20 protein-coding genes are annotated in these 21,760 nt (G+C 43.4%); 15 read left to right on the top strand and 5 right to left on the bottom strand.

Annotated elements, in window-relative coordinates; all coding sequences use genetic code 11:
* Window positions 1–76: 76 nt before the first annotated feature.
* Both ACHLI0_RS23200 and ACHLI0_RS23195 read right to left on the bottom strand, forming a co-directional pair.
* Window positions 77–1,519, bottom strand: coding sequence for a vWA domain-containing protein (locus tag ACHLI0_RS23200; protein ID WP_055217401.1), 1,443 nt, complete (start codon window positions 1,517–1,519; stop codon window positions 77–79).
* Window positions 1,509–3,062, bottom strand: a complete 1,554-nt coding sequence (locus ACHLI0_RS23195; protein WP_490750119.1) for an AAA family ATPase — start codon at window positions 3,060–3,062, stop codon at window positions 1,509–1,511. Before ACHLI0_RS23195 ends, ACHLI0_RS23200 begins: the two co-directional genes overlap by 11 nt.
* 292 nt (window positions 3,063–3,354) lie before the next feature.
* Here ACHLI0_RS23195 and ACHLI0_RS23190 point away from each other — a divergent pair, with 292 nt between their 5' ends.
* The 15 genes from ACHLI0_RS23190 to ACHLI0_RS23120 all read left to right on the top strand — a co-directional run bounded on the left by ACHLI0_RS23190 (window position 3,355) and on the right by ACHLI0_RS23120 (window position 14,886).
* Window positions 3,355–3,636 (top strand): tetratricopeptide repeat protein, encoded by a 282-nt coding sequence (locus tag ACHLI0_RS23190; protein WP_008766138.1) that lies wholly within the window; start codon window positions 3,355–3,357, stop codon window positions 3,634–3,636.
* A 34-nt stretch (window positions 3,637–3,670) separates the two neighbouring features.
* Window positions 3,671–3,898, top strand: coding sequence for a 4Fe-4S dicluster domain-containing protein (locus tag ACHLI0_RS23185; protein WP_008760626.1), 228 nt, complete (start codon window positions 3,671–3,673; stop codon window positions 3,896–3,898).
* Window positions 3,899–3,910: 12 nt separating this feature from the next.
* Complete coding sequence (locus tag ACHLI0_RS23180; RefSeq protein WP_118337164.1) at window positions 3,911–4,993, top strand: 3-methyl-2-oxobutanoate dehydrogenase subunit VorB; 1,083 nt, start codon at window positions 3,911–3,913, stop codon at window positions 4,991–4,993.
* A 10-nt stretch (window positions 4,994–5,003) separates the two neighbouring features.
* A complete protein-coding gene (locus ACHLI0_RS23175) occupies window positions 5,004–5,180 on the top strand; it encodes a hypothetical protein (protein ID WP_008760624.1) in 177 nt (58 codons plus the stop codon).
* 12 nt (window positions 5,181–5,192) lie between these two features.
* Window positions 5,193–5,957 (top strand): thiamine pyrophosphate-dependent enzyme, encoded by a 765-nt coding sequence (locus ACHLI0_RS23170; RefSeq protein ID WP_008760623.1) that lies wholly within the window; start codon window positions 5,193–5,195, stop codon window positions 5,955–5,957.
* Between the two features lie 19 nt (window positions 5,958–5,976).
* Window positions 5,977–6,519, top strand: coding sequence for a 2-oxoacid:ferredoxin oxidoreductase subunit gamma family protein (locus tag ACHLI0_RS23165; RefSeq protein WP_008760622.1), 543 nt, complete (start codon window positions 5,977–5,979; stop codon window positions 6,517–6,519).
* Window positions 6,520–6,639: 120 nt separating this feature from the next.
* Window positions 6,640–8,682, top strand: coding sequence for a putative porin (locus ACHLI0_RS23160; protein WP_234118594.1), 2,043 nt, complete (start codon window positions 6,640–6,642; stop codon window positions 8,680–8,682).
* 17 nt (window positions 8,683–8,699) lie between these two features.
* Window positions 8,700–9,539, top strand: a complete 840-nt coding sequence (locus ACHLI0_RS23155) for a transporter substrate-binding domain-containing protein (protein ID WP_008766141.1) — start codon at window positions 8,700–8,702, stop codon at window positions 9,537–9,539.
* A 440-nt stretch (window positions 9,540–9,979) separates the two neighbouring features.
* Complete coding sequence (locus ACHLI0_RS23150) at window positions 9,980–10,501, top strand: RNA polymerase sigma factor (protein ID WP_234118595.1); 522 nt, start codon at window positions 9,980–9,982, stop codon at window positions 10,499–10,501.
* On the top strand, window positions 10,498–10,959 hold the full coding sequence (locus ACHLI0_RS23145) for a PG0215 family putative anti-sigma factor (RefSeq protein WP_490750118.1): 462 nt from the start codon (window positions 10,498–10,500) through the stop codon (window positions 10,957–10,959). Before ACHLI0_RS23150 ends, ACHLI0_RS23145 begins: the two co-directional genes overlap by 4 nt.
* A gap of 23 nt (window positions 10,960–10,982) precedes the next feature.
* Window positions 10,983–11,429: a DUF6108 family protein gene (locus ACHLI0_RS23140; RefSeq protein ID WP_032841026.1), complete on the top strand. Its 447-nt coding sequence runs from the start codon at window positions 10,983–10,985 to the stop codon at window positions 11,427–11,429.
* A 24-nt stretch (window positions 11,430–11,453) separates the two neighbouring features.
* Entirely contained in the window at window positions 11,454–12,356 is a 903-nt protein-coding gene (locus ACHLI0_RS23135) for a hypothetical protein (RefSeq protein ID WP_008766144.1), read from the top strand.
* A gap of 113 nt (window positions 12,357–12,469) precedes the next feature.
* Window positions 12,470–13,456 (top strand): Gfo/Idh/MocA family protein, encoded by a 987-nt coding sequence (locus ACHLI0_RS23130; RefSeq protein WP_008760615.1) that lies wholly within the window; start codon window positions 12,470–12,472, stop codon window positions 13,454–13,456.
* A gap of 121 nt (window positions 13,457–13,577) precedes the next feature.
* Window positions 13,578–14,048 carry a nucleoside deaminase gene (locus ACHLI0_RS23125; RefSeq protein WP_008760614.1) on the top strand — a complete coding sequence of 157 codons (471 nt, stop codon included), beginning with the start codon at window positions 13,578–13,580 and terminating at the stop codon, window positions 14,046–14,048.
* Window positions 14,049–14,085: 37 nt separating this feature from the next.
* Window positions 14,086–14,886: a fimbrillin family protein gene (locus ACHLI0_RS23120; protein WP_490750117.1), complete on the top strand. Its 801-nt coding sequence runs from the start codon at window positions 14,086–14,088 to the stop codon at window positions 14,884–14,886.
* Window positions 14,887–15,026: 140 nt separating this feature from the next.
* Here the strand turns inward: ACHLI0_RS23120 and ACHLI0_RS23115 are convergent, their stop codons facing one another.
* The 3 genes from ACHLI0_RS23115 to ACHLI0_RS23105 form a co-directional block, all read right to left on the bottom strand.
* Window positions 15,027–16,631, bottom strand: a complete 1,605-nt coding sequence (locus ACHLI0_RS23115) for a SusD/RagB family nutrient-binding outer membrane lipoprotein (protein WP_055217394.1) — start codon at window positions 16,629–16,631, stop codon at window positions 15,027–15,029.
* 19 nt (window positions 16,632–16,650) lie between these two features.
* On the bottom strand, window positions 16,651–19,839 hold the full coding sequence (locus ACHLI0_RS23110) for a SusC/RagA family TonB-linked outer membrane protein (protein ID WP_008766148.1): 3,189 nt from the start codon (window positions 19,837–19,839) through the stop codon (window positions 16,651–16,653).
* Between the two features lie 312 nt (window positions 19,840–20,151).
* Window positions 20,152–21,747: a hypothetical protein gene (locus ACHLI0_RS23105; RefSeq protein WP_490750116.1), complete on the bottom strand. Its 1,596-nt coding sequence runs from the start codon at window positions 21,745–21,747 to the stop codon at window positions 20,152–20,154.
* Between the last annotated feature and the right edge of the window lie 13 nt (window positions 21,748–21,760).

Raw genomic sequence — 21,760 nt, 5'->3', positions numbered from 1 at the left:
GTTTTATTTCATTTGAAAGACGTACTTTATATCCGGTAGCAATTTAAGCAAATAAACCGAATCCTCCAAAAAACAATCAGTAACGTCGGGAAGGAGTATAATCAATTCTATAAATACGATCGAAGAAAGGACTCCATTCATTCTCCGCAATCCCAAGTTGCAGACCGTAGAAATGCGTATCCACTTTTCTATATTCCAGCATCTTGTCTGTCAGTTCCGGTACGGATAAAGGTATCTTAAAATCACTGATCCATAGCACATCCGCATTCATATACTCCTTTTTTGACTGAAGCAGCCGGAAGGTAGCTTGCAGCATTCGGGTAGCATTCGTATCTCCACAAGAGGTGGTGGAGAAAAATTCAAGCAGCCGCGCCCTCTCTCTCCGCACATCAATCGGATTGATGGATACAGAAAAGGCAATCAGGAAACAGTCCCGACGTTGCCTGTCAGCTATTTCCAGTATTTTAATCAGCAGCGAATATGCAATCTTTTCCGGTTTCCCGACCATGCTTCCGGAAGTGTCCAGACAGACTATCATCGGTCCTTTCTGCGTAGCAGGCTTTATTTCCAGTCGCCGTGCCGGTTGCATGATCTCGGATTTATAACGGAAGGTCTGAAGTTTTCGGGTAACGTACTTATAGACAAACAAATCTTCCAGCTCATCATCGGCACAATGCGCCAGTTCTGTAGGAAGCAATGCGTTCAGGTCATTCCCTACTGTGATACCCAAAATGTCACTTTTAGAAGAATGCTCCATCTTATATACATTCCCCTGTGCGACATGCAACTGCTCCTGTCCTTCATCGTCAGCCATACGCCCCATCTTATTGGCAACCTTGACCACTTCCGGATATTCTTTCTGAATGCGGACGATTTTGCGTATCCGCTCAAAATCCACCGTATTCCACATACCGCTCATCAAGCCCCAAGCCTGATAGAACTCGTCTTTCTCGATGTTATTTTGCCGGATATATTCAGGGATATTCCTGAGATTGGCATGAAGTCTGCGTTCGAAATCATCTTTGCGCTGTTCTATCTCCTTTTCCTTTTGCTCCTGCAAATCCCGTTGGAAAGCTTCTTTCCAGTCGTCCACCATCCTCTCCCAAACTTCCTCATCCGCATATCTCCCTTCATTGCCGAACTGCCCCTGATAAAACGCCCTGTCGAAACCATTACCTTCATGTTTGCCGGCAACCTCCTGCAGTAAAGCCTGCCATCCGTCTTTCCGCTTGGTCTCGGACCATTCCAGCACAAGCTCCATTCCTTGCTGTTCCGACTGGCTTTTCTGCATATTGTACTTTTGCTTTTCCAGATTCAGCCGTATAAACTGGCTCATCGCATCGTAAAAGATTCGGGCACATAGTTCATCACTCAGGACTTGTATCTTTATCATCGGATCGTTCATAACGGAAAGCAGATAAGCGTACAACGGTTCGTTATCCGCCTCCGCACACTCTCCGGTCGCTACATACTTATCCAGCACCTGCACATAAAATGCAGCATCATATCTAAGACTCATCACCGTATCTCAGTTTACGGACATCCACCCGTGCCCATGCAATCTCTTTACGAAGGGTCGCCACATATTGTGCCACCCCTTTTTTATCTTCTTCGGAGACGAAAATATTCTCAGACAAGTCTTTTACTAATTTCTCAATCCGGCCGTGGGCTGTCTCCAACTCCGTCTCATAATCCCGGTCGGTGAGAGTCATATTGCCTAGCCACAACTGCTGTTGCTCTCCCCTCTTCAGCCGACGCATCGGAAAGCGGACACCATTGATATAAAGATTCTTCTCATCCCTGTAAAGTGTCACCCTCTCGGCACCTTGTTCCTTCATTTTGGTGGCATCCGAAAAAGTACGTATAATCGTCCGCTTCGGATTCAGCGGATCGGCATACATGACTCCTGTCGCAGGAACATCCTTCGGACTGTATTCTTTCAGATTCTTATAATCCACAATAAATATGTAGGTATTTCCCGTGCCATGATTCTCTATCTGATAGTAGAAATGATCGATGATCATCAAATCATCGTCCCTGCGGTCACCTTTCTGACGGGCTTTCTCCAATGCTTCACGCACACGGCTCACTTTCAGGTCTGACTTTAATGATAAGTTGATAGCGGCTATCTCCTTCACATAAGGCACAAACAGCGCACGGACAACGATCTGCCGGATATCCGCACACTCTTCCGGTTCATTCCACAAGCAGTGGTAAACAGGTAATAAATCTGTCAGGCAGACTTCCTTCCGACCATGAATGAAAGCAGAAGCTTTCAGCAGCTTCACGATATTCTTCCAGCGACGGTCGCTCACATAGACATTCCGATGTATTTCCGAGCCTTGAATCTCGACTTTCTCCAGGTTCTTACGAATTTCTGTGATGCAGGACAGGACTTCGGCAGGTACCTTGATCTGTCGTATCTCTTTCTGCCATCCGACATATTCCTCATCCGAAATCTGCCACCGGCATGCTTCCTGTTCTTCTTCGTCACCATCGTCCAGCAACATCTGATAGAATGCTTCCTCCTGTTTCACGCAGGTGCTGATAATGCGAATCAAGAAACGGTCCCACAAGGCTTCCAGTCCTTCGCCCTGCGTAGGCAGTTCATTACTGGCAGCCACCAGCAGCTTCAACGGAAGTTTCAGTTCCGTATCTCCGTTCCGAAACAGTTTTTCATTGATGACTGTCAGCAACGTATTCTGAATAGCCGGACCGGCTTTCCATATTTCATCCAGAAACACGACATCCGCTGTAGGCAGATACCCGTCCACAGCACGCTCGTATTTATCCGATTCCTTCAGTCGGCTGATGCTCACCGGACCAAAGATCTCATCAGGTGTGGAGAAACGGGACATCAGGTATTCAAATGCCCTTGCATCTACGAAAGCTCTCTTCAACCGACGGGCCACCATCGACTTTGCCACCCCAGGAGGTCCCAGCAACAAAATACTTTCGCCCGCCAAAGCAGCCAGCAAAGACAAACCGATTTCAGCCTCTTTCTCATATACCCCCCTGTTCATTTCAGACAGCAGCAACTGTATACGTTCTTTTATTTCCATATTATTCTTTGATTCAGCACATAAATAAAGATGTTATTCACCTTACCGCCTATGCATTGTTTGCAGATAAACGGCTTGCAAATATACGGTTTTACCTGTCATTAACATAAATACCTCTTCTCTAATTCTGTCTTTTATACTCAAGAATTATCTTAAGGCATATTTAATATTGATTATTTATTCACCCAATATGCAATAAAAACAAAAGGAGGTAAATTTCCTTTCTCATTTTCCCCCATTTACATAAATAAAAACTATCTTTGCGATTCAGAATCCCGAAAGACGAAAGAAAATGGAGCAAATAGACAACCTAAAAGAGCTTATCAATCAAGGGGATGTGGACATAGCAATCAAGCAACTGGACCAACTTCTCCAAGACGATTCTGTCGAGAAAGATAAAGATATGCTCTACTATTTACGGGGAAATGCCTACCGAAAAAAAGGAGATTGGAAGCAGGCGCTGGATAACTACCAGTATGCTATCGATCTTAATCCCGACAGCCCCGCTGTTCAAGCCAGAACAATGGCGATAGATATCCTGAATTTCTACCACAAAGATATGTATAATCAATAACCGAATTCAAAGATAACGTAATAAAATAGAGATTATGGCAAAAATTAAAGGAGCAATCGTAGTCGACACGGAGCGTTGCAAAGGATGCAACCTGTGTGTAGTAGCGTGTCCGCTCGATGTAATCGCCCTCAACAAAGAGGTGAATATGAAAGGCTATAACTATGCCTGGCAAGTAAAAGAAGATACCTGCAACGGATGCAGCTCGTGTGCAATGGTTTGTCCCGACGGATGTATCTCAGTGTATAAAGTAAAAGTAGAATAAAAGAAAAAGAATATGGCAGAAGAAGTTGTATTAATGAAAGGAAACGAAGCCATCGCCCACGCAGCTATCCGTTGCGGTGCGGACGGATACTTCGGATATCCTATTACTCCCCAATCGGAAGTACTGGAAACGCTTGCCGAACTGAAACCGTGGGAAACAACCGGCATGGTAGTTCTCCAGGCAGAAAGTGAAGTGGCAGCTATCAATATGGTATATGGAGGCGCAGGTAGTGGAAAGATGGTATTGACCTCTTCCTCAAGTCCCGGCGTGAGTCTGAAACAGGAAGGTATCTCCTACATCGCAGGTGCCGAACTTCCTTGTCTGATTGTAAACGTAATGCGCGGCGGCCCGGGATTGGGAACCATCCAGCCGAGTCAGGCAGACTACTTCCAGACAGTAAAAGGAGGCGGCCACGGTGACTACAGGCTGATTGCCCTCGCTCCGGCGTCCGTACAAGAAATGGCGGACTTCGTGGCACTGGGATTCGAGCTTGCTTTCAAATACCGTAACCCGGCTATCATCCTTGCCGACGGTGTAATCGGACAGATGATGGAAAAAGTAGTTCTTCCTGCACAGAAGCCACGCCGCACCGATGCAGAAGTTATCGAACAATGTCCGTGGGCTGCTACCGGAAAAGCGAAAGGTCGTAAACCGAATATTATTACTTCACTCGAACTGAAGCCGGAAGCAATGGAAATCAACAACATCCGTTTCCAGGCTAAATACAAACAGATTGAGGAAAACGAAGTACGCTTCGAAGAAATCAACTGCGAAGATGCAGAATATCTGATCGTAGCTTTCGGTTCCATGGCACGTATCGGTCAGAAAGCAATGGAACTCGCCCGCGAAAAAGGAATCAAAGTAGGTATTCTTCGCCCCATCACTTTGTGGCCGTTCCCGACCAAAGCCATTGCCGCTTACGCTGACAAAGTGAAAGGTATGCTCGTTACAGAATTGAATGCCGGACAGATGATTGAAGATGTCCGCCTGGCTGTCAATGGTAAAGTAAAAGTAGAACATTTCGGACGTCTCGGCGGTATTGTTCCCGATCCGGATGAAATTGTAACTGCTCTGGAAGAAAAAATAATCAAATAACGAAACGACGATGAATCCCGATAAAATAAGAAACGTATTGAACATCCTTTTCATGATATTGGCACTTGCCGCTATCATTGTCTACTTTGTAGTAGGAAAGGAAGATTTTAAAATGTTTATCTACGTATGCGGCGCGGCAATCTTTGTCAAGCTGATGGAGTTTTTTATACGGTTCACCAACAGATAAGGAGAAGAAGTTATGACTAAAGAAGAAATAATCAAACCTGAGAATCTGGTTTATAAAAAACCGACTCTGATGAATGATAATGCCATGCACTACTGCCCGGGTTGCAGTCACGGCGTGGTACACAAGCTCGTTGCCGAAGTCATTGAGGAAATGGGCATGGAAGAAAAAACGGTGGGAGTCTCTCCGGTAGGATGTGCAGTTTTCGCCTACAACTATCTGGATATAGACTGGCAGGAAGCCGCTCACGGACGTGCACCTGCAGTAGCTACGGCTATCAAACGCTTATGGCCCGACCGTCTCGTTTTCACTTATCAGGGGGACGGTGACCTGGCCTGTATCGGTACCGCCGAAACAATCCACGCACTGAACCGTGGCGAAAACATTACCATTATCTTTATCAATAACGCTATCTACGGTATGACCGGTGGACAAATGGCTCCGACGACTCTGGTAGGCATGAAGAGTTCTACTTGTCCTTACGGACGTGATGTCGAACTACACGGCTATCCATTGAAGATTACCGAGATTGCCGCCCAACTGGAAGGAACTGCTTATGTTACGCGTCAGTCGGTACAATCAGTGCCCGCCATCCGCAAAGCCAAGAAAGCAATACGCAAGGCATTCGAAAATTCGATGAACGGCAAAGGTTCCAATCTGGTAGAAATCGTATCAACTTGTAGCTCCGGCTGGAAGATGACTCCGGAAAAATCAAATAAATGGATGGAGGAACATATGTTCCCATTCTATCCGCTGGGTGATTTAAAAGATAAAGAATAACGCAAAAGTCAACAGAACAATGAAAGAAGAAATAATTATTGCTGGATTCGGCGGACAAGGCGTATTGTCTATGGGTAAAATCCTTGCTTATTCCGGACTGATGGAAGGAAAAGAAGTGAGCTGGATGCCGGCATACGGTCCTGAACAACGAGGCGGAACAGCCAATGTGACAGTGATTGTCAGCGATGACAAAATCTCTTCACCGATCCTAAGTAAATATGATACGGCGATCATACTGAACCAGCCTTCACTGGAAAAGTTTGAAAGCAGAGTAAAGCCGGGCGGTATCCTGATCTATGACGGATATGGGATTATCAACCCTCCTACCCGCAAGGATATCAAAGTATATCGCATCGACGCAATGGATGCTGCCAACGAAATGAATAATGCGAAAGCCTTCAATATGATCGTACTTGGCGGGTTACTGCAACTCCGTCCTATCGTAACTCTGGAAAACGTCATCAAAGGATTGAAGAAAACTCTTCCGGAACGCCATCACCACTTGATTCCTATGAACGAGGAAGCGATCAAAAAAGGAATGGAATTAATCCACGAAGTTTAATAAATTAAGAGTTTAAAATTGAGAATTGAGAATTATTTGCTAGATAATAGCGCGATGCAACATAATTTTCAATTCTCAATTCTCAATTCTCAATTTAAGTAAGTATCTTTGCCTCCAATTATGAGACGAATCTTACTATTATATATATTATTCTCCGTTATAGGACTGAGTGCTATCCATGCGCAGCTCAACCCTGCCCGCCAGCAAATCGACGAGAACGGACGCGACCAATATGGTAATCAGGTAGACCCTGCCATGATTCCGGACAAACTGGATAGTGCCAATGTTGAAGTACAGGGACTGCCGCCTACACTATATATGTGGCGTATCAAGAACCAATTAGGCGACCGGACAATGATTCCGGCAGATACAACTTACCATCACTTTCAGAATACGAATCTTACAGAAGGAATCACCGGACATTATAATTATCTGGCCAACTTAGGTTCACCGCGTCTGTCGCGTATCTTCTTTGAGCGCCGTTATCCGGAGCCAACCATCTTTATGGAGTCTTTCTCCAGCTTTTTCATTCGCCCGACGGAATTTAACTTTACGAACAGTAATGTTCCTTATACTAACCTGACCTATCACAAGGCCGGAAATAAGCAAAATGGAGAAGAACGTTTCAAATCTTATTTTTCAGTCAATGTAAACAAGAAGTTGGCTTTCGGCTTTAATATTGATTATCTGTATGGCCGAGGCTACTATAATAATCAAAACACTTCTTATTTTAATGCCGCGCTTTTCGGTAGTTACATTGGCGACCGCTATCAGGTGCAGGGAATCTATAGCAACAACTATCTGAAAACGAATGAGAACGGTGGTATCACTGACGACCGATACATTACCGCACCGGAAGAAATGGCAGAAGGAAGAAAAGAATATGAATCTGTCAATATCCCTACCGTACTCAATGCCAGTGCCAACCGTAATCATGACTTCTATGTCTTTCTGACACAACGCTATAATCTGGGATTCCACCGGGATATTCCACAGGCAGAAAATGATACGATGCCTGCCAAACAGGAATTTGTTCCGGTCACCAGCTTTATACATACCATTCAAGTAGAACGTTCGCGCCATAATTTCCGTTCGGATGATAATGTAGAAAACTATTACAAGCAAACTCTCCTTGATAAAGAGAATACATTCGTCAGAGACAGTACTGTCTATATCGGAGTCAAGAATACCATAGGTATTGCTTTGCTCGAAGGCTTCAACAAATATGCAAAAGCCGGATTGACAGCCTTTGCCTCACATAAGCTGAGCAAATATTCATTAATGAGCCTAGACCCGCTAAAGCAGGATAAATACAATGAGACAGAAATCTATATCGGTGGCGAACTGACTAAAAAACAGGGAAACTTTCTTCATTATCACGCAATCGGTGAAGTGGGAATGGCAGGAAAGGCTATCGGACAGTTTGATGTCAAAGGAGATATCGACTTAAATATCCCTTTATGGAAAGATACTGTCAGTGTGATTGCACGCGGAGAAATCAGTAATAAACTTGCTCCATTCTACATGCGTCATTACCATTCCAAACATTTTTGGTGGGATGATGATATGGATAAGGAATTCCGCACCCGTATCGAAGGCGAGCTGAGCATAGCCAATTGGGGGACCCGCTTAAGAGCCGGCGTTGAAAACATAAAGAACTATACTTACTTCAACCAGCAGGCATTACCGGAACAAAAAGGTGGTAGCTTGCAGGTAGTATCAGCTTGCTTCAATCAGGATTTCAAAGTGGGAATCTTCCATCTGGACAATGAAGTAATCTGGCAGAAATCCAGTGATCAGGCTGTACTTCCATTACCGGAACTTTCGCTGTATCATAACTTCTATATGCAGTTCAAGCTGGCGAAAAAAGTATTGAGTGTACAATTAGGTGCTGATGTACGTTACTTCACTAAATATGATGCTCCGGCCTATATGCCTGCTACACAGCAGTTCTACCTGCAACCGGAAGAAGGTAAAGTAGAAATAGGCGGTTATCCGATAGTGAATGTTTATGCTAACTTACACTTGAAACGTACCCGTTTCTATGTGATGATGTATCACGTCAATCAGGGAATGAGCAAACCTAATTACTTCCTGGCACCTCATTACCCCATTAACCCACGTGTGCTGAAATTCGGACTTTCATGGAACTTCTATGATTAACAAAACCTCTATGGCTTATGAAAACGCGCCCGAAATTGAGACTATTCAGATATCTGTTGCCGGTAGTCATTGTATTGGCACTTATCTTCTCTGTCCGCTATTGCGGTAAACAAGAAAAACCTCTGGGGCATCCGCGTGATTACGCAGCCATCGCCAAAGAAGGCATCCTGCATGTAGCCACCGAATATAATTCAATCAGTTTTTATGTAGACAGTGACACTGTCTCCGGATTCCATTATGAACTGATAGAAGCGTTCGCACGTGACAAGGGGCTGAAAACTGAAATCACTCCTGTCATGAGCTTCGACGAACGGCTGAGAGGATTAAGCGACGGACGCTACGATGTTATAGCATACGGAATACTGGCAACCAGCGAACTGAAAGATTCTCTGCTTCTCACCTCCCCCATCATACTCAACAAGCAGGTGCTGGTGCAACGAAAAGCGAACGGGGAGAATGATTCACTTTATATCCGAAACCAATTGGACCTTGCCCAAAAGACACTTCATGTGGTAAAAGGCTCGCCTTCTATTCTACGTATTCAGAATCTGGGAAATGAAATCGGAGATACTATTTATATAAAGGAAATAGAGAAATACGGTTCAGAGCAGTTGATTTCGTTAGTTGCTCATGGAGATATCGATTATGCCGTCTGTGATGAAAGCATTGCCCGTGCAGTGGCAGATTCATTGCCTCAGGTAGATATCAATACCGCAATCAGCTTTACTCAATTCTACTCATGGGCAGTCAGTAAGCAATCACCCGCATTGCTCGATAGTTTGAATACATGGCTGGATAAATTCCAAAAAGAAAAAGAGTATCAAAAGATTTACCGGAAATACTATGGTGATAAATAGATAAAAATAATACGCTGAAGACTTGACTTTCGCATTTGAATGTCGTATCTTTGTCAACGTAATCATAAAGTAGTTTCAGTTAAACTACACGTAAAGGAGGGAATCGCAGTTCCCTCCTTTCTTTTTGTTACAATGAATGAAAATCAGTCTTTTTCCCTGCTTTTTGCTCATTTTACCCCCGATCTTAGTCCGTTTTACCTTGGTTGTTACTATACTTAACATAGTATCTTATGAAAATTAGATGCTTTGTTATGACTAATTAGATGCTTTGTTATCCATAAACCGATGCTTTGTTCTCCCCAAACAGAAGCTCTGTTTCCGGACAGTTCCCAAGAGTTAACAATCAATAAAGTTGCTCTTGACAAAAATTTGCTCTACTTTTGAAAAAAATTCCCTTTTCGATGTCACGTTTTTAATCCGCCACCGTCTTATCAGTGTAAATGGAACTGAAACAATTTAAAATAACCGTTGTGCCCCTTCGAGACAAGCTGCTGAACTACGCCCGAAGGATGACAGATGATCCTTCGGATGCGGAAGATGCCGTACAGGAAGTCATGCTGAAGCTGTGGAATCTGCGCCAGAAGCTAGACGAGTACAGAAGCATCGAAGCCGTAGCCATGACCATGACGCATCATCTCTGCATGGATATGTGGCGTGCCAAGCGACCGGACACTCTATCACTCGACCGTGTACAGGCTCCCACCCCTTCGGCTACTCCGGAGCGACTGCTGGAAGAGAAAGATGAGTTCAGACTGATGCGGGAAATTATCGACTCCCTGCCTACGCTGCAACGAACGATTATCCGCATGAAAGACATCGAAGAGTACGAGACGGAAGAGATTGCCGAAATCACCGGCTGCAATGCGGAAGCCATCCGCAGTAATCTGTCGAGGGCCCGGAAGAAAGTAAGGGACGTCTATTTGCAAACGATACAAGAACGAAAAAGGAGGAACAAAGCATGAAAGATATAGAAACCTTGCTAAACAAATATTTCGAAGGAGAAACCACTTGCGAAGAAGAGCGCAGGCTACGACGTTTCTTTGCCGAAGGACTTGTACCGGAACATCTGGAGGTATATCGCCCGATGTTCGCTTTCTTCGAAGCGGAACAGAAGGAACTTCCGGAAATCTCCGGTATAGGTAATGCCGTCGAAATGCCGGAACTCGCCCCATTCGAGAAAAAGACAAAAACGATCAGACAGTATCTGACTTACAGTCTCGGTGCTGCCGCTGCCGCCATCCTGCTACTCGTAGGCATCTCCGGTATCTACCGTCATCTCTCCCCTGCACCGGCCAACTATGTAATCATTGACGGTAAGGAATATACGGACGTTCATTTAATCCGCGAACAGGCGATGGTCGCCTTCCGTGACGTCAGCCTCAGCGAGGAGGAAGTGTTCGCTACTTTATTTGATGAATAATATAAAAACAGCATATAATTATGATGAATAAAATCATTCGTACCACACTAATCGCCCTGTTACTTACATTCGCCGCCCATGCGGCCGCCCAACAGGGACTACAGATTGCTACCGTCTTTCAGAAGTACGGAAAGCAAAAAGGGGTAACTATGGTAGAGCTATCCAATGAAATGCTGGAAACTTACCAGATGACTCTCTATAAAAGTCTTGTGTTCAAGGATGCCAGTGATGCACTACCTACGATTCTCCGTTGCCTGGAAGCCGACAAGAAGAAAGCAAAGAAGGTGAAAGAAGTGGTTTCCAACGGGCAAATCAAGTCCGGCTATTACCAGCTTCCCCAGCTCAAGGAGGATGTGAACCGCTTTATCCTCTTCAAAACCGGAAAGAAAGATTCGGCTACCCTTATCTATATCGAAGGAGAACTGGATGCCGACGACCTGATCACCATGTTGTTCATGAAGAAAGAATAAAAAAACAGATAAAGAAATACTGATATGAAAAAACTATTATTACTATGGCTCATGATAGCTCCAATGAGCGGAATGGCACAAAATGAAAGTACACCGCAGGATACAACACTTTACGTCAACGGACGGAAGATCGTGATCAAGGAACAAGGCGACAAGATTAAAGTGAAACTCTACGAAAGCGCATCCGGCGGAGATACGATAACAAACGCGCAAATCTTCGAAGGAGTCTACCTGAACGGGCAGAGTACGGAAAGCCGTACCGTGCTGAGCGCTCTCCCCTTCTCGAAAAAAAACAACAAGAGAAACAGGTTCGAGCCACATGCCGGCGGATTCTACATCGGCTACACCCGACTGTCCAATGACTTCCTCTCATTCAATCCGTCGAACGGTGCCGACCTCAACACCAGTCATTCATGGGAGATAGGCGGCAATCTGTTTACCGGTTCGCACGCCTTTGCACCTACCTATAACTGGGGGATCACCATCGGACTAGGATGGGGATACCGCAGTATGCGCCTGGACGGCAATTATGCTTTTCGTGAAATAGACGGAGTGACTGAAATTTACTCCGGCATGGAGGCAGAAGAACCTACAGAGTACAGCAAAAGCCGTCTGCGCTATTTCTACTTCCGCATTCCGCTCTCTATCGAATGGCAAACACGGCTCAACGGCAAAGGTCCTTTGTTTTTTGCTGTAGGTCCCGAAGCCGAAATACGTCACGGATTCAGATCCAAAGCCAAAGTCAATGGATCGAAGAAGACGATTGACAAGGGACTGAACGGGCGCCCGCTAGGTATCAACTTACTTGCACAAGCCGGTTATGCAGATTTAGGCGTGTATATGCGTTACTCCACCTACGGCCTCTTTGAGAAGAACAAAGGTCCCGAACTTTATCCGTTCTCTTTCGGTGTATGCTGGTACTGGTAAAGTAAATACTCAGACCCTTACCTATTTCTGACAGTTAACAATCAATAAAGTTGTTCTTAATAAAAAATAGCTTTATCTTTGGGAGTTGTTAAAACAAGCACAATAGGTATATTATGAGTGAAAAGATGATTAAATGGGGTTTCATCGGCTGCGGAGAAGTAACCAAAACCAAAAGTGGCCCCGCCTTTCAAAAGGTAGAACATTCTGAAGTAGTAGCTGTAATGAGCCGCGACGGCGCAAAAGCAAAGGCTTACGCAAAAGAAAGAGGAATCAGGAAATGGTATGATGACGCTCAGGAACTGATAGACGATCCGGAAGTAAATGCCATTTATATCGCCACTCCTCCTTCTTCACACGCTACCTACGCCATTATGGCTATGAAAGCAGGCAAGCCTGCCTATATTGAAAAACCAATGGCTGTCACTTATGAGGAGTGTACACGTATCAACCGTATTTCTAAGGAAACGGGTGTTCCCTGTTTCGTCGCATATTACCGCCGCTATCTCCCCTACTTTCAGAAAGTGAAAGAAATGGTAGAGAACGGTTCTATCGGTAATGTCATCAACGTACAAGTCCGCTTTGCACAGCCGCCACGTGATTTGGATTACAACCGTGAAAATCTTCCTTGGCGTGTACAGGCTGATATTGCCGGTGGCGGTTACTTCTATGACCTCGCCCCGCATCAGATCGACCTGCTGCAAGATATGTTCGGCTGCATCCTCGAAGCCAGCGGATATAAGAGCAATCGCGGAGGGCTTTATCCTGCCGAAGATACGCTGAGCGCCTGCTTCCAGTTCGACAACGGATTGGTCGGCAGTGGTTCATGGTGCTTTGTCGCCCATGATTCCGCCCGCGAAGACCGCATCGAAATTATCGGAGATAAAGGTATGATCTGCTTCTCTGTCTTTACGTACGAGCCAATTGGTCTGCACACCGAACGCGGCCGGGAGGAAATCTGTATCGGTAATCCTGAGCATGTTCAACAACCTCTTATTCAGGCAGTAGTAGATCATCTGCTCGGTAAGTCAGTCTGCTCATGCGACGGAGAAAGTGCTACCTTGACTAACTGGGTAATGGACAAAATATTAGGGAAGCTCTAAGATAAAGCTCCCTCGTTTGTTTCTTAAAATAATTTAATCACTATATTCTATCGTTAGTTTTCTTTATATTTGCGAAAGGTAGCAATAAAAGCAAAACTAACGATATTTATTTTTTATAACTATGACCAAAGAAGAACTAATGAGGAAAGCAATAGAGCTTTCGAAGGAAAATGTTGCTAATGGTGGAGGCCCGTTCGGAGCTGTCATTGCAACAAAAGAAGGGGAAATTATAGCTACAGGAGTCAACAGAGTAACCTCTTCATGTGATCCCACTGCTCATGCCGAAGTTAGCGCCATACGTGCCGCAGCCGCGAAACTGGGAACATTCAACCTCAGCGGATACGAAATCTATACTTCATGCGAACCTTGCCCGATGTGTCTGGGTGCCATCTATTGGGCACGACTAGACAAAATGTATTATGGGAACAATAAGACGGATGCCAAAAACATCGGTTTCGACGATTCCTTTATTTATGATGAGCTGGCTTTAAAACCTGCCGACAGAAAACTTCCCTCGGAAGTATTATTGCACAACGAAGCCATTACAGCCTTCGAAGCCTGGATGTCCAAAGAAGACAAAGTAGAATATTAGCATCTAATCTCACTTAAACTCACTAATACTTAGTAAAATGAAAAGAAAAAACTTTTTGATTCTTCTAGCCGCAGGATGTTTGTTCAGTTGTCAGCAACAGGATGAACTGCAAGAAACAAGTAAAGAAGCAACCAACTTCTCTATCTCTATCGACGACGCTCTCTCTGACCCGCTCACCTGTACCAGCAATGATCTGTTCCCTGCCAGAAACAGCATCACTACAGGAGAAGTTATCTCCATGGCTGCCTCCGGTCAGGACTATACTCCGTTTATTGTTGGCAAAGACAGCCGCGCATGGAACGAAATAGGAACTGCCACAGGCACAGTAACCTTCTACGCCCACTATCCTGCATTGACAGACGAAGCCGCTACCAGATCAGGCGGTAACAAACGCTATTTAAAAGGAGGCCAGGAGCACTTGTTCGGAACAGCGGAAGCAACTCCGGGCAGCCAGAATGTATCGCTGAAATTCAAACGAATGACCGTACCGGTTATTATACTTGATGAGAACGATCGTCCGTATGAAGGCGAAGCTAAAGTTGAGCTCAGCCTGAAAAATGAAGGTACGCAGGATTTATTGAACGGTATCATTGAAATCAACGAAAATGCGCTGTCAGAGAATATCGAAGTAAAGAAAGTATCCGAAGGCATTACTACCAATGTTCTCCCGCAAAAGATCAGTGCCGGAGAAGAAATAGGAACGATCACTGTTGGAGGAGTCACTCAGAAGATCAGTGCAGTGGAAGATCTTGATTTAAAAGCCGGAAGCACACTTTCTGTCAGATTATCAAAAAGATTCGGAGGTATTATTGATGGCAATGTTCCATTGTACAGATAAGAAGATTGCACTTAAAGGCAATCTTGCAGATTATATAAATAAAAGAACGGGATTCATGATGAATCCCGTTTTTTATTTATACCTAAAAACTATATAAGGCCGGTCAGCTCCTAGGAATCGACCGACTTATTTATAGCGTATTATTTTTTATCCCACCATACACGTGATGTCATCTTATCACCGTCGCTGAGTCTCTTTACTGCATCGTTGTAATTAACAGGATTAGCCGTTATCTCGCTTGCCGGATAAATGAAACGACGAGGAATCTCTCCATTTGTCACATTGTTAGGATAGCTGGCTGCATTTCGAGACGGGGTTAATTTAGGATATCCGGTACGACGCCAATTTGCAAAAGCTTCATACTCATTACAGAACGTATGAATATAATATTCCGTATTAATCTGTTCCAGCGCTTTTTCCGTATCAGCATCCAATGGATTAGCATTCAGATAGGCAGTTATCGCATCATCTGTAATCGTAGCTGAGGCTTTCTCATAATAGGAGAATTGTTTCATGGCAGCAGTTACTCCATCTCTATAAAATTTTTCTGCATCTCCTGTATAGAGTCCACGTTTCACTGCATCAGCCAATAATAACAAGTTACCGGCATGAGTGACAAGCATAGAGGGTGAATCCGGGCGTGCATAAACTGTACGGTTAGGAACAGAATATGCTTTTCTCCAATTTTCTCCCGGATATCCCGGAGCTTTACTCAAATCCCAGTCTCCTCCTGACACATCATAACCAACCGGCATACCTTTCTGCTTAGCAGCCGTGTTGTCACCTAAATCAAAATCGGCATCTCCCCATCCCGGTTTAGGATCTCTGGTACAAACTGTAGCAATCAGAGGAAGACGAGGATCGTCCTGAAGGATGTTTATAAATGTTTCGCTGATATAGAACGCCTGAGTATCCAGACTGGAAAATACTTTTCCGTAAGGTTCGGCAGAGTCATCGCTTGGTGAACCATTGGTATGTCTGACGATTGCATTATCATCGTTGCTTACGAACAAGCCATTCGAAACCGCTTTAGCTACCCATGTTTTCGCTTTATCAGGAGCTACTTTGGTCAAGCGCATGGCTACCCGGAGCATCAGTGAGTTTGCAAATTTCTTCCATTTCGCAGCATCACCGTTATAGATAACGTCGGCAGCCCCTATCGTATTACCGGCAGAAGTGCTTAATGCAGCTTGTGCTTCATCGAGTTCTTTCAACAGGTCATTATAGATTGCTTCTTGTGTATCATATTTAGGATACGGAATCGGATTGGTAGAATACCCCTGCCCTGCTTCAGAATAAGGAACGTCTCCATAAAGGTCAGTCATATTCTGGAACATATATGCTTTCAGAATGCGGCACATCTGATATTCATTCGCATAAGCGGGATTTCCTTCCCAATTATTCATCACATCTATAATATTGCGAATAGCTGCACGCCCACCGGAATAGAATCCTCCCCAATAAGCACCACTATACTGATCGTTCCATGTATAGAAAACTCCATACGCCCAATCTACACTAGCCGTATGCTGTATCATGTTGGCTGTGTAGATACAGCCATTACGCCACACGTCCCAGTCGGAGCCACATATCTGTGCTTCAACCTGAGTAAATTCCATTTTATAATCCACCACTCCGGGATTCAGGTTCATAGGGTCGTTATTCACATCCCCAAAGTCATTACAGCTCGTCGCTAATCCCATCAGACCAAAAGCCGTCAATATATATAAAGTAAACTTTTTCATTGTTACAGTATTTAAGATGTTAGAACTTAACATTTACATTGAATCCCACATTTCTCGTGGCAGGATATCCGTTCAATTCCAGACCTTGAGCATTACCGTTATTATAAGCAGATTCCGGATCAATATTATCCGTATGCTTCAATATAGTCCAAAGGTTACGACCGACTAAAGAAAGGGTTACCCCCTTTATAAGTGTCTGCTTATTCAACCATGCCTGCGGCAAAGTATATCCGACTGACAGTTCGCGCAGTTTTATAAAACTCGCATTATAAACAAACTCTTCAGCAATATTCTGACTGGTAATAGCCTGCCAGTAGTCTTGTGCAGAAACGGCTACGGTATTCTTCACATAGCCCCCCTTACCATCAGACATTACACCATTGCCCACCATTGTTCCTTTACCGTCAGCACCACGTCCCTGCAAAGTATTCTTGTGCAGACCGTTGCTGTAAAGAGACAGATTGGTTCCGGAGAACATCTTAGCTCCTGCCTTGAAGTCAATCAGGAAAGAAAGAGTTATGTTTTTGTAAGTAAACTCATTGCGCCATCCACCGGTTACCTTATAAACGCCGTTTCCTAATACCTGTACCTCGTCTGAGTGTACAGGAAGACCGTTTTCAAAAATAACTTGTCCATCCGAAGTACGTTTGTATTCATAACCTACTAATTCACCATAAGGATGCCCCAAGATATTCTGAACAGAAACACTACCTACACGTGAATTGGCTCCGTCAAGAGTAAGTCTCTTTATCTTTTCTCCCGTTCCGTCTATTCCCAGGTATTTCACATCACTGCTGTTATAAGCGATATTGAATGTAGAATTCCAGTTAAAGTCCTTTGTATGAACAGGAACGGCATTCACCATTACTTCCACACCATTATTTCTGATTTCTCCGACATTCTGGATAGCTGATTCAAAACCGGACGCACCACTGGTGGTTACCTGCACGATATCATCTTTGGTTGTTTTTACATAATATGCAGCATCCAATGACAGGCGATTATCCAAGAAAGAGAGATTCAAACCAATTTCCCATTCGGAAATCTGAACCGGTTTCAGTCCTTTGTTAGGTACGGTCGAGTTATTGATCGTTACTACAGGCTGTCCGTTCGATTGGTAATTATCTACTTTATAGGTAAGAAGATTCTGATATGCTTTGGTTCCGTTGGATGCAGCTGCATAAGATGCACGCACCTTTCCGAAAGTAAACCAGTCAGGAGTCTTGAATGTATCACTAAATACCCATGACATACCGATAGAAGGATAGAAATAATGATTATTATCCGGGTCCAGTGTAGAGAACCAGTCATTACGTCCGGTTAAATTTAAGAATACCTGATTCTTATAACCAAGGTCTGCAGTACCATAGATTGAATTTACCCGATATTCTGTATATTCTTTCTTATACACATGCTTCGCAGTGTTGCTACTTGAATAAAAATCGGGCACAAAGAATGAAGAGGCCTTATCATCCAGACCGTATTTCTTTGTAATATTTCTCTGACGGTTTCCACCGAAAGTAGCACCGACACTCCAGTCTCCGAATGTCTTATTGAATCCGATCAAATAGTTCAGGTTCATTTCAGAGAAGTTCTGAGTGTATTCCTTTATATAACCGCGTGGATCTTCCGGAGAAGCGGAACCGATTGGCTTCACTTCGGAATATTCCAGATTATAACCGTCACGTGTCACAGCACCCTGAATGTATAACCAGTCAAAGATATCATACTTCAAAGTCATACCACCAGTCAGACGATTACGGTTGGTTTCATTAGTAACCCTGTACTGCAACCAATACGGATTATTGAAATAACCGTTCGTACCGCCTAACAACTCTTTGCCGTCAGCACCGGTACCCCAGTCACAATCCGGATTTTCACGTTCCATCCAACGGATATCAAATGAATTGGCATGATAAAGAAGTGCGGCATTCGTGTTACTGTTACCATCGGACAAGTTAGAACGACCTTTATTCTTGTCGAATACGTAGTTGGCATTCACCATTAAATGAACTTTTGAAGAAATGTCATAAGTCGTATTCATATTAATACCTTGCTGACTGATGCTGGAATTGGGAAGTATCCCCTTTACCGCCATATTGGAAACACCAAAACGATAGGATATCTTATCGGAAGCACCACTTACTGCCAAGGTTGTCGTATTGTTAATCCCCGTACGATAGAAGTTCTTCCAGTTATCTACCGGAGAATAAGCATATTCGTTACCCAAGAAGTTTACTGCTTTTTTTCCATCCATTACTTCACCCCAGCTGGATGTTTCCGTTGCTTTTGCCACATCTGCAGAAAGCGGACGGTTACCCTGAGTTCCTTGCCCGTAGACATTCTGGAAATCTCGGTAATCATAAATCACATCAAAAGCCAGGTTATTGTTGAATTCAACGGAGACCGGTTTTCCTTTCTGACCGGATTTAGTAGTAATCAAGATAGCACCGTTACCACCACGATATCCATAAAGAGCAGATGCAGCAGCACCTTTCAACACCTGAATATCTGCAATATCATCCGGATTGATACTTGACAAACCATCGCCCATATCTTTACCTCCCCATTGACCTGCACTACCGATATTAGTATTATCAAACGGAACACCGTCGATAACATAAAGCGGCTGGTTGTTTCCCGTCAAAGAAGCATTACCACGAATTACGACACGGCTACTACCACCCGGACCTGTTGCATTTCCGGAAACGGAAACACCGGCAATCTTACCGGAAAGTGCGTTACCAATGTTCGTTGTACGAGCTTCCGTGAAATCTTTTCCTCCTACTGTCGTTGTAGAATAGCCGAGGGACCTTTTCTGACGCTTAATCCCCAAAGCTGTCACTACAACTTCATCGAGTGTCTGCGTATCTTCCTGTAAGGTAATGTCTAAAGGTTTACCCGTGAACTTCACTTCCTGTGGGGTATAACCTACATAAGAGATTTGAATCGTTGCTCCATCAGGAACATTGGAAAGAACAAAATTACCGTCCAAGTCGGTAATTACACCATTTGTAGTACCCTTGACTACAACTGAAGCTCCAATAACCGCTTCACCTGCCTTGTCTTTTACTACACCTTTACACGTACCGTTTTGCTGTGTGACACTCACACTTGTTGCTCCATTCTCAGAGGCTGCATAGGAAATTGCTGCCGGCATGGCAAACAAGAGCAACAGCACACTTACTGATTTGAGTGGTTTAAACATAATACTGCTCTTTTAAGGTTAATAAAAATTGTCTGTGTGTAGAGAGGACGTCAATATTTCATAGTTTGGTTCTGACTACGATTACAAAAATATGAATTTATTTTAAATAACAAGAAAATAAGTAGTTTTTTTTCTTTAAACAAAAAGAATAATTATATCGGCTAACAAAATTACAATATCCAAAACAGAATGAACCTTCTTTTGCATTAAATGAAAAGATAATAAAGAAATCCCTGGAACCGCTGTAGACACTCAGCATTCCAGGGACTCTAACACACAAAAGTTATTATTGAAATTGAAAACAGTTTCTAATTAAAAACGCATACCAACTGTAAGAAGCACTTTATGATTATTATTGGTTATCTCCGTAGCTCTTAAATCCAAATTATCAAATGCATAAAAACTTTCTTTATAAGTATTATATTGATATGCCATATCTGCATAAAAAGTTGATCCACGATATCCAAATCCTAATGTATATTTATTAGTTGCACCCAAATTGGAATATTCTGTGTCAGTACGAATGGAGTTACTTTGAATCCACTTATATGCTTCCGGTTTCATCGATGCTGTGATATGATTATATCCTAAACGAAAAGCAAATTCCGGAGCCAACTTAAACTCGACTCCCGCACGAAATGTATGAACCCCTTTCATCATTGACTTTATATCATCAGTTTGCTCCAAAGTAATCCCATCCACATCCTTTAATTTTGCAGAAGAATAGTTACTATATTCATACTCTACTCCGAAAGCTGCAACAGAACCAAAAGTATATCCTGTGCTCAGATTAAATTTCCATGGAGTAACCAAACGATACTCATATTCACCATCCATCGGATTTCCATTACGGTTGACAATTTCCGCAGAGCCTGGTTTTAAATCTTCTACAGCTAAATCATAAGCAATATATGCATGATTATGTTCTGTTATAGAATAGAAAGTCGGCGTATGTATAGCACCTCCGATACGAAAAGAAGAAGATTCAATAGGACGCCAAATAAATCCAACTTTAAAATCAACACCACCACCACTTGTCCAATAGTCATTTCCTAAATCATAACCACCATAATCATTGCCATCCGCCCCTATGAAATCTTCTTTATAAAGGCTTGTACGTTTATAATCTAAACTATATGCACCAATCGTAGCACCTAGATAGAAGCGATCATACAAGTTGAATGAAACATTAAAATCGTATGAATGTAATCCTCCTCTCTCACGGGCAGTATAAGCTTGTCTCACTTTATCACCAGGATGCAAATAAGGATCATAACCATCAAATACATCTTCCTTACCTTCTTCTTTAATATAACCGGGACGCACCAATTGCGAATCATATCCTAGTATACCAAGCCATGGGATATCTGGGTTTTCATAAGCCCCTGCTGCTTTTATACTTTCTACCGTTACAGGCGAAAACTCACCATCATAGAAATTCAGCAAATCTGCCATAAAAGTAGTTTGAGACTGCCCAAAAACACCATTCATTACCATATTCTTATCAAATGATTTTGTACGGTGATAATTGAATCCAAAGTTAACATAACGTAAAGGAGTTGAATTTCCAATCTTATTGGTAAATATAAAGCCTGCATTATCAAATGACCCATGAAATTTATCAATACTAGATCCACCCGCATCTTTAGATCCGACATTAACAAAGCCAAAAGATACCATCACATCATTACTTCGATAAATACCGATGCCAGCAGGATTAGTTCCCATTGTTGAGATATCACCACCTAGAGCTCCCATCGCCCCACCCATGCCAACAAAGCGCGCCGTCCCGTTTAGATCGCTCCCCATTAAACGGTTTGCATCATAAATGGTAGTTTGAGCATTCAACATGCCGCCTATTCCAAGCAAGAATGTACCGAATACGATTATTCTATATATATTTTTCATAACTATATCTTTT

The organism is Bacteroides sp. RCH18 (assembly GCF_058231005.1).
This window is presented reverse-complemented; position numbering and strand designations above follow the sequence as displayed.